Genomic DNA, 14,565 nt, shown 5'->3' on the forward strand with positions numbered 1-14,565 from the left:
TTGATGTCCAAAATTTTGTTTCGTTCACTAGTAAATCTAGCTACTTAAAACTTTATTGATTACGTTTTGCTTGTTCAGTTTTCAAGGTTCATGTTTTGCTTTGTTTTAGCGTGTCACCGTGGCGACTTGTATAATACTACACCCATATTTTTAAAAGGTCAACACTTTTTCAAAAAAAACTTTAAGTTTTTTCTCGACATTGCATTACTTCCTATATTAATAATCAAAATAAAACTTTGACTACAAATAATATTTTCACCCTTAACGTCTATGTTATACCACTAATTAAAATATAATTTTATCATATCTTTCTAGAAAAATTTAATAGATTTTTTGAAAGAAGGAAAAAAATATATAACCAATCCTTCATTGTATAATTGAAATGAGCGGATGCTTTCAGTGCGAAAGCAAGACAGTAGCAACAAACCAAAGGAAGCAGCGACCACATTCAAAGCTTAACGCTTAATAGCAACAACGGCTGTACTTGATTTCATTGTAAAAAATGACGATGGACAAACTCAAAATTTTGAATTGGTCCATCGTTGTAAAATAAGTTTTACAATGGGAAAAAGAATGGAATAGCTATCATCATGACAATAAACATAACAATTTGTAATGGTATCCCTATTCTTACAAAGTCCATAAATTTATAGCCACCGGCAGTCATTACTAGGGCATTAGTTGGGGATGCAATTGGTGTTGCAAACGCCATACTTGCAGCTACTGCTACTGCAATCATAAATGTTGTAGGATTAACCTCCATTGCTATTGCAGCACTCATAGCAATCGGCGCAAACAATACAGCCGTCGCCGTATTACTAATAAATTGTCCAAATACAGCTGTTAAAATATAAACACCTATAAGCACACCATAGGGACCATAGTCACCAAGAACTTTAATAATCCCGTCCGATAATATAGCCATGCCTCCTGTCTTTTCTAAAGCTGTCGCCATAGGTAGCATGGCTGCCACTAGCACTATACTTTCAAAATTCATATTGCTATACGCATCTTCCATGTTACGTAAGCAACCCGTTAATATCATTAAAACGGCACCAATCATAACAGAAATAACAGCAGGGAAAATTTCGAATGCCATTAATATAATCATAAACAGCATAATAATACCCGCAATACCAGCTTTTCCTGTAGCTGCTGCTACACTTGCGTGTTCTTTTGGCTGACCGACAACCACAACATCTTGGGTCTCTCTTGCTAATAAAAGAATTTCATCCCAAGCTCCCTGCACTAAAATAGCATCTCCAAATTTCAACTTATGCGAAACCATGTCTTGGAGTTTATAACCACCTTTACGATTAATACCAATTATATTTAGGTTGTATTTTTCTCTAAACCCTAACGAGCTAACCGTTTCATTGATAAAGCTGGAATTTGGCGTGAGCAGTACCTCTGCAATACCGAGATGCTTGGAAATCAATTCATCAGCTTCCCCTTCCACTAATCCTTGCATTTCGAGGTGATAATCCTCAACAAAGTGACGAATATCCTCTTCTTCTCCTTGAACATACAGCTCGTCCTTTGCGTGAATTACACTTGTTGGACCAGCCATTTCTTGATACGTCATAGGTAGTAAGTTGATGCCTTCTTGTGACTTTCGGTGAATTTTCATCATACAGAGCGTGTACTTAGCTGGTAGCTTTAACTCTGCTAACGACGTTTCTATAATAGGAGAATCTTCAGGAACAGAGATTTTAAATAGTCGATTATTTAAATCATATTGCTTAATGATTTTCTTCGGTGAAAGCTTATAGCCCTCATTTGTTTGTGTACGATGTTGATCTTTTGGTAATAAAATATTGCGCACAAGCACTAGATAGGTAATTCCTGCAATCATACCCACTATACCAATTGGTGTTATCTCAAAAAATCCAAGCTTGTTATAGCCTCTATCCACCAATAGCTGACTGACAATTAAATTAGTTGGGGAGGCAATCAATGTCATAAGACCGGATAGACTAGCTACGTATGAGAGTGGCAATAAAAATTTAGAAGGGCTAATTTTCATACTAATTGCCATACTCACTACTATTGGCATCATTAATGCTACTGTACCAGTATTACTCATAAAGGCACCAACAGACCCTACAATGATGAGCAGTAATATAAATAATTTCAACTCACTATTGCCCGACCATTTAAGTAATAACTGCCCCGCCATTCCCGCAAGACCCGTACGTAAAATTCCTGCACCCACGACAAAAAGCCCTGCAATCATTAAAACTACAGAGTTCGAAAATCCAGCTAATGCCTCTGTGGGCGTTAGAATATCTGCAATAATAAATGCTAAAAGTGACACAATCGCTACAAGATCTGCTCGTATTTTATTGGTCACAAATGCAAAAATTGTTGCACCTAAAATAAGAAATGTTAACGTAAGCTGCACATTCATGAATTCCTTTCTAACATTAATTATTAAATTTATTGACAAAAAAGTCGTCACCTTTGCTATTTCTATTATAGCTTACGAAGGCTAAAAATAGTAAAAGTCACCATCTTTTCAAAATTAAAATAAGTGTGGCATGTAACCACACTTTTATTTTTGATATAAATGATGTTCTTTAATATAGTCATAACAAGCATTAGGCAAAAGATATCTCGGCTCTCCACCCATTGCAAATTCTTCACGAATATAGGTAGAGCTAATTTCCATGGCTAAGCCCTTATCAATAAGATGAAATCTCCCATCATCATTATTTCTTAAAATCGGGGATCGGCTAATGGTAGACAACATATCAATCCCATGCCTTGCCATAACAATGAATTTATTTTCAGCAACTAATGCGTCACCCTTTTTCCATAATCCTGCACCAATGTCTACTAACAAATCTGCACCCATAATAAAGTGGATTTCATCTTCTGGATTTTTTTCTCTAAAGTATTTCATTGTGTCATACGTGTAAATATTCCAGCCCTCTTGATCCATCTCATAGGAATCCGCCACAAAACGATCATCCTTAGCAATTGCTAAATGTAGCATATTCCACCGATGTATATCTTCTGTTTTTATGGTTTTATCTTTACGCTTATTTGAACAGGGTAAAAATATGACCTTATCTAATTTACAACGGTGTGCAACCGTGCTAGCAGTCCAAAGATGAACATTGGTAATAGGATCAAAGGATGAACCATAAACACCTATTCTCGCCATCATATCTTCCTCCCGTCATTTTCTATCTAGTATCCATCTTTTTTCGAAATTTTTTCTTTTATATCGTGAATGATGGCCCTCTTGTGATCCCAGCAAGCCTTACTTAAATCAACTGGATACTCTTCTGGGTTCATCGTTCGTTTGTACTCACACCATAACAATTTTAAATTTTCCTTTGCATATGCTTGTGTCTCTTGAATAGTGGGTTCCTCATATACTACTTTCCCATTTTCTACAATGCTTTTGTGCAACTCAATCGCTGTAAAATTCGTCACAAATTTGCTTATATACGTATGAACAGGGTGGAACATCTTTAACCGGTCTGTTTGCAGGACATTCTCCTCATCAAGGGCAATATAGTCACCTTCAGCATGACCATTCTCATTATTAACAATACGATAGACTCGTTTACGCCCTGGAGTCGTCACCTTTTCTGGATTCGCAGAGATTTTTATCGTATCGACCATTTCCCCATTTTCATTTTCAATAGAGACTAACTTGTAAACCCCACCTAGTGCCGCTTGATCATAGGCCGTAATTAGCTTTGTGCCGATTCCCCAAGCATCAATTTTCGCCCCTTGAGATTTTAAATGCATAATAGTATATTCGTCTAAATCATTGGATGCCATAATTTTTGTTTTCTTAAAACCTGCATCATCTAGCATTTTCCTTGCCACTTTTGATAAATAGGCTAAATCACCACTGTCTAAACGGATACCAATAAAATTAATTTGATCGCCCAATTCCTTCGCTACTTTAATGGCATTTGGAACACCTGACCGTAACGTATCATAAGTATCCACTAAGAATACACAGTCTTTATGTGCAGCTGCATATTTTTTAAACGCCGTATACTCATCTCTGTAGGTTTGAATCATTGCATGCGCGTGCGTTCCCGAAACTGGAATACCAAATAACTTGCCTGCGCGTACATTACTTGTTGCAGAAAAGCCACCGATATAAGCAGCACGAGTTCCCCAAATAGCCGCATCAAATTCGTGAGCACGACGGGTACCAAACTCCATCACAACATCTTCACCCGTCACTTCTTTAATACGCGAAGCTTTTGTCGCGATTAGCGTTTGGTAATTAATAATATTCAGCAAAGGCGTTTCAATTAATTGTGCTTCAGCCAACGGTGCCTCGATTCGCAGAATAGGTTCATTGGCAAAAACCAGCTCCCCTTCTCTCATACCCCTTATAGTTCCTGTAAACTTTAGCTTCTGGAGATAGTGGAGAAATTCCTCTGGATATTTCCCTTCTTCTCGCAAATAATCTATATCACTTTGAGAAAACCCAAACTTGTTAATAAACTCCATTACTTTTTTTAAGCCAGCGAATATCGCATAACCATTACCAAATGGAAGTTTTCTAAAATATAGCTCAAAAACAGCCTTTCGTTGATGAACAGCGTCCTTCCAGTAAGTCTGAACCATATTAATTTGATATAAATCGGTGTGTAACATGAAACTATCATCTGCGTATTTCACTTCATTTCCCTCCATTTCTTAATATCAAATAACAGAGGCACCAAGTGTCTGCTCGAAATGACTTAAAGCCCACTCATGTCCTGCTTGATTAAAGGATGCGACAGCGTTTTTATGAATGACAAGATCAAATCCTTTATTATAAGCATCCATAGCTGTATGAAGAACACAGATATCTGTGCAAACTCCAATTAAATGAAGCTCTGTAATTCCCCTTTCACGTAATTTCAACTCCAAATCTGTCCCTGCGAATGCCGAGTAGCGAGTTTTATCTAGAAAATAAACATATTCTAGCTCTTTATTAGCTTCATACAATGGTTTTAAAGCACCATATAAATCCCGCCCTTTTGTATAACGAAGATTATGTGGAGGAAATAACTTTGTTTCAGGATGATAAAGATCTTCTTTTTCATGAACATCTATAGCGAAAACCGTAAACTCTTTATTTGATATAAATTCATTTGTTAAATTTACAATCGCTTGTTCAAGCAGTTGTCCTGGCTCTCCACAGGTTAGAGCTCCATCAGTCGCAACAAAATCAACTGTGTAATCAATATTAATTAATGCTCTCTTTTTCATCGTTTTATCACTCCGTTTTTTAATTAGTAATACCTAAATTACAAATTACTATTTTTAAAATAATCAGGAAAGACGTATCTTTCCTAATGGTAAATCGATTCTACCACTTCAAAATCATTAAAGGTATACAGCTGAGAAGGCCTAAACGAATTACGCTTTGTTTTCTTCGGCTTTCCTTCCGCATCCACAACTTTTTCGATAAAAGGTAATTTAGGTGCTTTTGTAAAAAATACAGAATCATTAGCGATTCGTGGATCTTCTTCAACTGTCAGTAGTACCCGTTGTAACTCTGATAAGGTAAACTCTTGCGGCAAAAAATTTTTAGCAACTGTTGTTTGCACCATATCTCTTTTAATAAATTCGAGGGCATCTGCAATGATGTTACGATGATCAAAGGCTAGCTGAAGTGTAAATACATCTTCAATATCAAATAACTCTACATCATCAGCATCATCATTTGCTTGTCGCTGCTCCATATACACCTCAGGAACAATCGCATAAAAAGCATTTGAAATCATCCAACCACGAGGATCTCGATCAATATCATCGTAAACACCAAAGTGCTGAACATGTAACCCTTCTACATTCGTCTCTTCTTTTAATTCTCTTTTTGCTGCAATATACGCTGATTCTTTTTGATGAGCATCAACAAACCCACCTGGAAGCGCCCATTTTCCACCTTCAATATTGGCATTGCCATCAGCATCTTTAGTAGCACGCTTAATTAGCATAATTTTAAGTGTCATGTTTGGCGGCGCCTTTTCTTCCGTTTTCTCCGAAGTAATCGTAAAAATTGCGATATCTGCTGTGTATCCATCAGGCGTTTTATATTTTGAAGAATCGTAATGCGCTAGCATTTCTTCTTCCGTACGAAATTTTGACATCTGATAACCCCTTTATTCACTACAAGGTTTGAGTAATTTGTAATTAACGAATTACTATTTAACTGAATTATACTCCTTCACTTTAAAAAATGCAAGCTTTTATTCAGTCCGCCAAAGAGCCTATATGGTCAGATTTTTTCAATTTAGATAAAAAAGCATAAATAAAGCTTTGATGCCTTATTTATGCCCATTTACTTTATTGTTCTTTCAGCAAAATGCCATTTTGTACAACAACTTGCCCATTTTTAATCACTGTATTTGTATGGTTCATGCCATAGAAGTATTGTAACTGCTTATAATTAGCAACATCTAAAATAATAACATCAGCTTTTTTATCAACTTCAAGGGAACCTATTTGTTCGCCTCGATTCAATGCATATGCCGCATTAATTGTTGTTGCCGTTAGTACCTCCTCTAGTGTCATTCCCATATGCATGCAAGCTAAATTCATAATAAATGGTAGACTCATAGTCGGAGACGATCCTGGGTTAAAGTCCGTTGAAATGGCTACAGGTACCCCTTCATCAATCATTAGACGCCCTCTTGCAAACGGTGCACGTAAAAAGAAAGCAGTTCCTGGCAGCAAGACAGCAATTGTACCTGCTTCAGCCATTTTTTGAATACCTTCATCAGAAGCAACTAACAAATGCTCTGCCGAAATGGCTCCGACTTCCGCAGCAAGTTCAGCACCTTTATAAGGCTCAATTTCATCGGCATGTATTTTCGGTGTTAGTCCAAGGGCTTTGCCAGCTTCTAAAATACGCTTAGATTGTTCTGGTGTAAAGACACCTTTTTCACAAAATACATCATTAAATTCAGCCAGTTCTTGCTCTGCAACTTTGGGTAGCATATCAAGAATAACCAATTCCACAAACTCATCCTCACGCCCTTTATAGTCGCGAGGCACTGCATGTGCACCCATAAAAGTACTAATAACATCCACATCATGCGTTGCTTGTAACTTTTTCGCTACTTCAAGTTGCTTCTTCTCAGTCTCCCAATCCAATCCATAGCCTGATTTGGCTTCAACGGTTGTGACTCCATGCTTTAAAAATGTATCTAAGTGCTGCCTTGTTTTTTCATACAGATCATCAAAGCTAGTATCTCGTGTAAGCTTTGTTGTGGCGTGGATGCCGCCACCCGCATTCATAATTTCCATATAGGTAGAACCATTGAGTCGCATATTAAACTCTTCTTCACGGGTTCCTCCATGTACGAGATGCGTATGACAGTCCACTAATCCTGGCATAACGACCTTACCTGAAGCATCAATTATTTTTGCTTTCTTTACTAGTTCAGGAAAATCTACCTCTAGCTGCTCAAAAGCACCTACAGCAACAATTCGATCTTCTTCAATAAGAATACTACCATTTTCCACTATAGCTATTTCTCGCATTTTCTCCTTTGTGCGAGGTCCTCGTACATTACTCATTAATGTAATCACTTCATTGGCACTTTTGATTAAGATGGTCACTTTACATCATCCTTTAGCATTGGTATATGCACACCTTTGTTTTTAGCTGTCTGAATAGCAATGTCATAGCCGGCATCTGCATGACGAGCTACACCCATACCAGGGTCCGAAATTAACACGCGAGCAATTTTATCCGCTGCTAGCTCCGATCCGTCCGCTACTAGCACTTGCCCGGCATGCTGTGAATAGCCCATACCTACGCCACCTCCATGGTGAACACTTACCCAGCTGGCGCCGCTTGCTGTATTAACTAGCGCATTTAAAATCGGCCAATCCGATACTGCATCTGAACCATCCAACATGCCTTCTGTTTCACGATTTGGGGATGCCACTGAACCTGAATCCAGATGATCACGACCAAAAACAATTGGAGCTGATAACTCACCATTCGCTACCATTTCATTTACTTTTAATGCAAAGCGATGACGGTCACCATAGCCTAACCAACAAATACGAGCTGGCAAACCTTGCCATTTAACCATTTTTTGAGCCATATTGATCCAATTAACAAGACCTTCATCTTCTGCGAACATCTCTTTTGCAAGTGCATCCGTTTTATAAATATCCTCAGGGTCCCCCGAAAGTGCAGCCCAGCGGAATGGCCCTTTTCCTTCACAGAACAACGGGCGAATATAGGCTGGTACGAAGCCTGGGAAATCAAAGGCATTGGTTACACCCATTTCTTTAGCATAGGCGCGAATATTATTGCCATAATCAAATACTTCTGCACCCGCCTCTTGGAATTCTAGCATTGTACGAACATGCTCTGCCATAGTTTCCTTAGCTCTTCGTTCATATGTTTTTACATCTGATTTACGAAGTGCTAAAGCTTCCTCAAATGTCATGTTATTTGGTATATAGCCATTAATCGGGTCATGTGCAGAAGTTTGGTCTGTGACAAAGTCTGGAATGATCCCTCTATTCAACAGTTCACGATTAACGTCTGCACAATTTCCAACAAGGCCAATCGATGCTGGCTCTTTTTGGTCACGTAATTTGTTTACTAATGCAACCGCTTCATCCACAGTTTCTACAAGATAATCACAATAGCCTTCTTTTATTTTACGTTCAATGCGGGCACGCTCTACTTCTACAACTAGGATGACTGCGCCAGCCATTTTCCCCGCTAGAGGTTGTGCACCGCTCATTCCCCCCATACCACCTGTAAGGATAAATTTACCGCGTAAATCTGCAGAGCCAAATACTTTTTTCCCTGCTTCTACGAAGGATAAATAAGTGCCTTGTAAAATACCTTGTGCACCGATATAAATCCAACTACCGGCAGTCATTTGACCATACATCATTAAATCTCGATCTTCTAATTCATAGAAATGGTCCCAATTAGCCCACGCTGGTACAAGATTGGAATTGGCAATTAAAACACGGGGAGAATGTTCATGTGTACGAAATACAGCTACCGGCTTCCCTGATTGGATCAATAAAGTCTCATCATTCTCTAATTTCTTTAATGAAGCAATTATTTGCTCATAACTTTCCCAATTACGAGCTGCCTTTCCAATACCTCCGTAAACAATCAGCTCATCTGGATTCTCCGCTACCTCAGGATCAAGATTGTTCATTAGCATACGCATTGCTGCTTCCTGTGTCCACCCTTTACAAGTTAGTTGGTTTCCACGTGGTGCACGAATACTTGTTTTAAATACCATAAAAAAACCCTCCTTTAAAATGATAAAAACGTTAGTAGCATTCTATTAAACTGAATATTCAGATATATAAATGAATAATCACTTATAAAGCAGAGGCGACTTAAAAAACTAAGTCTTGCCTCAGCTCTTCCCACTTAAAATCGTTTAATCAACTTTACACATATTCCTTTACTAGAGCATCACTCGTTAATAAATATTCCGCCAACGCCTCTATTTCATCACCAATTGGCTGATCTGCTAATAGTGGTGGACAAAACTCACGAACTTTCTCTAAGTACTTTCGTGTGGTTGGTGATAATTGTTCTTCTGCTTTATCTAAATATATAGCCTGTGATGCACAAATCATTTCTATTGCTATAACTAGGGCAGCATTTCGGACCATTTGACGTACTTGACGAGCCGAAGTTGTCCCCATACTTACATGGTCTTCCTGATTCCCTGATGTAGGAATTGAATCTACACTGGAAGGATGCGCCAACACTTTGTTTTCTGAGACAATAGATGCTGCTGTATATTGAGCAATCATCAGACCGCACTCAATCCCAGGGTTTGTCGCTAAAAATGGTGGTAAGCCTTCATTTAATTGTGGATTCACCATTCGCTCTGTACGGCGCTCTGAAATATTAGCCCATTCACTTACCCCAATTTTTAAAAAGTCCATTGCTAAAGCAATGGGCTGACCATGAAAATGGCCACCTGATAGTACTTCACCGTTTTCTAAAACAATCGGATTATCGGTCGTGGCGTTCATTTCCGTTTGTACTCGGTTCTCCGCGTAAAAGAAAGACTGCCAGGAAGCACCATGCACTTGTGGAATACAGCGCAATGAATATGCATCCTGCATACGAATTTCTCCTTGCTTTGTCACTCGCTTACTTCCCTCAAGCCACTTACGAATACGACCACCAACAAGCTCTAACTCTGGATGTGGTCTTACCGCTAAAAGGGCTGGGTCAAACGCAGATGTGATACCCTTCAATGCTTCTAGTGTTAAACTAGCAGCCATATCTGCCGCAAGCCCAATTCGTTCAGCCTCATTAACCGTTAAGACACCGATACCTGTCATAGCCTGTGTACCGTTTACAAGTGCCAGCCCCTCTTTAGCTTGGAGTCGAACAGGTGATAATCCCGCTTGCTGTAACGCCTCACTACCACTCATCACTTCTCCATTAAACTCAGCCTTACCTTCTCCCACTAGGACTAAAGCTAAATGTGATAATGGCGCTAAATCTCCGCTTGCTCCAACTGAACCCTGTGACGGAACAATTGGGTGTACGCCTTTATTAATAAAATCTAATAATAGCTGTACAGTTTCCTCGCGAATACCTGAAAATCCACGAGCTAAGGCATTTGCACGTAAAACCATCATGGCACGTACAACATCAGTTGGAAACGGCTGACCCACACCTGTTGCATCTGATCGTAATAAATTCAGTTGTAAAAGCTCTATATCTTCTTCCTCAATTTTTATATTACTTAGTTTGCCAAAACCTGTATTCACACCATAAATAGTTTGCCCCTCCGCTAAACGCTTTTCAATACGTTCCCTACTTAAACGAATACGTTCTATACTATCTTCAGCAAGTTCAACCGTTGCATGCCCTTTAACGATTTTCTCAATTTGTTGTCTTGTTAATGTATTGCCATCAAGCTCGATGATCGACTTCACATGACATCCCCCTATTCCCTTTATGGCTTATGTAAAATTCATTTTAACGTAATCACTAAAGCATCCGCATTCAACTGCATTTAAGCGTTTTCATAGTAAATAAATTTTCCGCTGAATGAAGATCAATTACTCTATTTCCATTGTACTAACTACTTTTTTCAGAATATAGAGAATTTTAAAAGAGAAAACATGATTTTTTTCAGATTCCTATGTTATTTTTAATAATATAATCGTATTTTTTTATGAAACTAGAATATTTTAAGCGAGGTTAAATGTTATGAAGCTGTTATTAATCGACCGAGACCCCACTGAACTAGCAGGCATTAAGTGGTTTTTACATACCTATTTTCCAGGCGACGTTCTTATTGACATGTGCACTACTATTTCAGATGCATCTCAATACATCCGACAATTTAAACCGGATGCCATACTATTAAATATCGACCTGATCCCTAATAATGGCCTAACTTCTCTTTATGGAGATCTACAAAAATTTTCAGGTGCTATTTTAGCCGTAACAACAGAGCCCTTATTTAAAAACGCATTGAAAGCCATTGATTTACAGGTAGCTCATCTATTCATAAAGCCCATTGATTTAGAAGTATTAAAGCAAAAACTGACGGTTATTTCCGTGCGCTCACCACAAATCATAGATGATGCGCAGGAGACAGCAAATGAATCATTTTATAATCATTTATTTTTAGATACTAAATCAAACTCTATTGAAACTGGCATTCATTTTACAATAATTGAGCCTGAGCACGCCGAGACCTATAACAAGCTTTACAATTGGCTTCAACAAACACCTATATACTTTCATATGAAAACCTATCCTTTATCGAATAGAATTGTCTGCCTTTTTCAAACGCAAGACATAAAAGTGGTAGAGAAGGATGTACGTACTCTTATGAAGGAATGGCGTTTGTTTAGCAATAGTTCATTAAATATCGGGATATATGATGGACCTGCTACAAGCATTAAAAATATGTATACATTAACAAAGCGTGTACTTCACCAAAGTTTTTACGAAGGATTCGGTCACCTTTTTTACGCAAGTAAACAATTTGAAATACACCCCTTCGATCCATTACTAACACCAGAGGAACAGCAATTATTAATAAGTAGCCTGGAGGAAGGTAATCTCGAAGCCGTAAAAACATTTTTATATCGACTTTCTAATGAAGGCATCTATTATGAGCAGGATGATTTACGTATCCATCTAACAAGTGTCTTAGCACAAATTCGGCGCTTTATGTTGAAATATAAACTACACGAAAAAGCAGTCATTGAACAAAACTACCGTCAGCTATTTCATTTAATTATTGAGCATCCTATTTTTTATACGATTCTCAATGGCATTATTTCATTCACTCAGAGATTAATTGAACTTGCACGTGAAGCTCGCATGGAGAAAAGAGCCGATTATGTTGAGTTAGCTTTAGAAATTATTGATCAGCAATTTAAAGAGAGTTCCTTGTCTCTCCCCTTTGTCGCGCGTAAGCTTGGCATCAGCCCCAATTATTTAAGTACGATTTTTTCAAAAAAACAAGGCTTGCCATTTAAGCGCTATATACAGCAAGTTAGAATTCAAAACGCCCTTAAGATGCTACTAGAAACTGATTTTGCAATTAGTGAGATTGCTCATTTAAACGGTTTTGATGACCCGAATTATTTCATTAAAATATTTAAACAACAAATCGGTATGACCCCTCATCGATATCGAAAAAACTAATCAAGAATATTTTCAATTAGTTGTTTTCATTTTCAATCAAGGATTTTATTATGGGTGTTTAACTTTATACTTCTTTTCATTTACAGTACAAATACTGTTTAAATCTAGTTTATTAAACAACAAATTTTACACAAAAATTAAGCATATACAGCCTCTCCGATGCATATATTTATACTTTGTATCTCACTATAAAAATTCTTTAACAATAATTATTATAATGTACTAGCAATTCTATTTTATATTTGTTATAGTTATAGACGAAGAGTTCGACTTACATTATTTTCAGGAGGTAACTAATATGACAAACGCAAATGATCGTAGCCGTCGTTTTACAACAGCAGGTGGTGCTCCAGTAGTAAGTAACCATGACTCTATGTCAGCAGGTCCACGTGGCCCTCTTTTACTTCAAGATGTATGGCTAGTTGAAAAATTAGCAAACTTCAATCGTGAAGTAATCCCTGAACGTCGTATGCACGCCAAAGGTTCAGGTGCATTTGGTACTTTTACTGTAACGCACGATATAACTCAATATACAAAAGCTAAAATCTTCTCAGAGGTGGGCAAAAAGACTGAAATGTTCGCACGATTCTCCACAGTTGCTGGTGAGCGTGGTGCAGCAGATGCTGAGCGCGATATCCGTGGCTTTGCCCTTAAGTTCTATACAGAAGAAGGCAACTGGGATCTAGTAGGAAACAATACACCAGTATTTTTCTTCCGTGATCCACTACACTTTACAGATTTAAACCACGTGGTAAAACGTGATCCACGTACAAATATGAAAAACGCTAATTCTAACTGGGATTTCTGGACTCTATTACCAGAGGCACTTCACCAAGTAACGATTGTAATGTCTGACCGTGGTATTCCAACTGGTTACCGTAATATGCACGGATTTGGTTCCCACACTTATAGCTTTATCAATGCTGATAATGAGCGAGTTTGGGTTAAATTCCACTTCCGTACAGAACAAGGCATTAAAAATTTAACAGGTGCTGAAGCAACTGAGGTAATCGGTCAAGATCGTGAATCTTCACAACGTGATTTATATGAAGCCATTGAAAAAGGCGATTTCCCTAAATGGAAAATGTATATTCAGGTTATGACAGAGGAGCAAGCACGTGAGCTACCATACAACCCATTCGACTTAACAAAAGTATGGTATAAAAAAGACTTCCCATTAATTCCTGTAGGTGAGTTTGAGTTAAATAAAAACCCGGACAACTACTTTGCAGAAGTGGAACAAGCTGCATTTGCACCATCTAACATCGTTCCAGGTATTAGCTTCTCACCAGATAAAATGTTACAAGGTCGTATCTTTGCCTATGCGGATGCAGCACGCTACCGTTTAGGAGTAAACCACTATATGCTTCCTGTTAACGCACCAAAATGTCCATTCCGCACTTTCCACCGTGATGGTGCTATGCGTTTTGATGGCAACCTTGGTTCAACACTAGGCTATGAACCAAATAGCTATGGTGAATGGGAGCATAATTTAGACCATAAAGAGCCAGAGTTACGCATTGATGGTCATGCAGGAATTCATGATTTCCGTGAAGACGATAATAATTACTTCGAGCAGCCAGGTAAACTTTTCCGCCTAATGACTGCGGAAGAACAACAACGTCTATTTGAAAATACGGCTAATGATATGGCTTCTGTCGAGGAGTTCATCAAACGACGTCACATCCTACACTGCTATTTAGCTGATCCAGCATATGGTGACGGTGTTGCAAAAGCAATGGGTCTTTCATTAGAAGGTATGGATCTTACAAACCCATACGTAAAACAACCAACAAACGTTTAATATTCCATTTAATTATTGATATCCAAATCCAATTTTTACTCCATGTGAATTTAATCATCACATGGAGCTTTTTTGTCTTCGTCTAGCCTCCAACTGCTTA

General features: G+C 38.1%; 10 protein-coding genes. 2 read left to right on the top strand and 8 right to left on the bottom strand.

Translation table 11 applies throughout. From position 1 onward, the window contains the following. Positions 1-556 precede the first annotated feature (556 nt). The 8 genes from ACOZBY_RS19455 to hutH all read right to left on the bottom strand — a co-directional run bounded on the left by ACOZBY_RS19455 (position 557) and on the right by hutH (position 10,929). Positions 557-2,410 (bottom strand): SLC13 family permease, encoded by a 1,854-nt coding sequence (locus tag ACOZBY_RS19455; RefSeq protein ID WP_012292495.1) that lies wholly within the window; start codon positions 2,408-2,410, stop codon positions 557-559. Between the two features lie 144 nt (positions 2,411-2,554). Beyond that, complete coding sequence (nadD, locus tag ACOZBY_RS19460; RefSeq protein ID WP_031418133.1) at positions 2,555-3,169, bottom strand: nicotinate-nucleotide adenylyltransferase; 615 nt, start codon at positions 3,167-3,169, stop codon at positions 2,555-2,557. Between the two features lie 26 nt (positions 3,170-3,195). After that, a complete protein-coding gene (locus ACOZBY_RS19465; RefSeq protein ID WP_036218016.1) occupies positions 3,196-4,674 on the bottom strand; it encodes a nicotinate phosphoribosyltransferase in 1,479 nt (492 codons plus the stop codon). Positions 4,675-4,683: 9 nt separating this feature from the next. Continuing rightward, complete coding sequence (locus ACOZBY_RS19470) at positions 4,684-5,235, bottom strand: cysteine hydrolase family protein (protein WP_031418131.1); 552 nt, start codon at positions 5,233-5,235, stop codon at positions 4,684-4,686. Positions 5,236-5,318: 83 nt separating this feature from the next. Further along, positions 5,319-6,119 carry an NUDIX domain-containing protein gene (locus ACOZBY_RS19475; RefSeq protein WP_031418130.1) on the bottom strand — a complete coding sequence of 267 codons (801 nt, stop codon included), beginning with the start codon at positions 6,117-6,119 and terminating at the stop codon, positions 5,319-5,321. Between the two features lie 196 nt (positions 6,120-6,315). Next, positions 6,316-7,551 carry an imidazolonepropionase gene (hutI, locus tag ACOZBY_RS19480; protein WP_206701070.1) on the bottom strand — a complete coding sequence of 412 codons (1,236 nt, stop codon included), beginning with the start codon at positions 7,549-7,551 and terminating at the stop codon, positions 6,316-6,318. Between the two features lie 38 nt (positions 7,552-7,589). After that, positions 7,590-9,260: a urocanate hydratase gene (gene hutU, locus ACOZBY_RS19485; RefSeq protein WP_012292489.1), complete on the bottom strand. Its 1,671-nt coding sequence runs from the start codon at positions 9,258-9,260 to the stop codon at positions 7,590-7,592. Positions 9,261-9,414: 154 nt separating this feature from the next. Next, complete coding sequence (gene hutH / locus ACOZBY_RS19490; protein ID WP_031418128.1) at positions 9,415-10,929, bottom strand: histidine ammonia-lyase; 1,515 nt, start codon at positions 10,927-10,929, stop codon at positions 9,415-9,417. Positions 10,930-11,206: 277 nt separating this feature from the next. Here hutH and ACOZBY_RS19495 point away from each other — a divergent pair, with 277 nt between their 5' ends. Next, positions 11,207-12,661 carry a response regulator transcription factor gene (locus ACOZBY_RS19495; protein ID WP_012292487.1) on the top strand — a complete coding sequence of 485 codons (1,455 nt, stop codon included), beginning with the start codon at positions 11,207-11,209 and terminating at the stop codon, positions 12,659-12,661. Between the two features lie 298 nt (positions 12,662-12,959). Continuing rightward, the gene (locus ACOZBY_RS19500) at positions 12,960-14,465 is read left to right on the top strand and encodes a catalase (RefSeq protein ID WP_012292486.1); all 1,506 of its coding nucleotides are present in this window, start codon (positions 12,960-12,962) and stop codon (positions 14,463-14,465) included. The last annotated feature ends 100 nt before the right edge of the window (positions 14,466-14,565 follow it).

Source organism: Lysinibacillus sp. NPDC056220, from assembly GCF_049315265.1.
GTDB classification, from domain to species: domain Bacteria; phylum Bacillota; class Bacilli; order Bacillales_A; family Planococcaceae; genus Lysinibacillus; species Lysinibacillus pinottii.

Excerpts from the sequence above, each read along its gene's own strand:
- ACOZBY_RS19470 (WP_031418131.1), bottom strand. The coding sequence starts at position 5,235 with ATGAAAAAGAGAGCATTAATTAATATTGATTACACAGTTGATTTTGTT.
- ACOZBY_RS19495 (WP_012292487.1), top strand. The coding sequence starts at position 11,207 with ATGAAGCTGTTATTAATCGACCGAGACCCCACTGAACTAGCAGGCATT.
- ACOZBY_RS19475 (WP_031418130.1), bottom strand. The coding sequence starts at position 6,119 with ATGTCAAAATTTCGTACGGAAGAAGAAATGCTAGCGCATTACGATTCT.
- hutI (WP_206701070.1), bottom strand. The coding sequence starts at position 7,551 with ATGAGTAATGTACGAGGACCTCGCACAAAGGAGAAAATGCGAGAAATA.
- hutU (WP_012292489.1), bottom strand. The coding sequence starts at position 9,260 with ATGGTATTTAAAACAAGTATTCGTGCACCACGTGGAAACCAACTAACT.
- nadD (WP_031418133.1), bottom strand. The coding sequence starts at position 3,169 with ATGGCGAGAATAGGTGTTTATGGTTCATCCTTTGATCCTATTACCAAT.
- ACOZBY_RS19455 (WP_012292495.1), bottom strand. The coding sequence starts at position 2,410 with ATGAATGTGCAGCTTACGTTAACATTTCTTATTTTAGGTGCAACAATT.
- ACOZBY_RS19465 (WP_036218016.1), bottom strand. The coding sequence starts at position 4,674 with ATGGAGGGAAATGAAGTGAAATACGCAGATGATAGTTTCATGTTACAC.
- ACOZBY_RS19500 (WP_012292486.1), top strand. The coding sequence starts at position 12,960 with ATGACAAACGCAAATGATCGTAGCCGTCGTTTTACAACAGCAGGTGGT.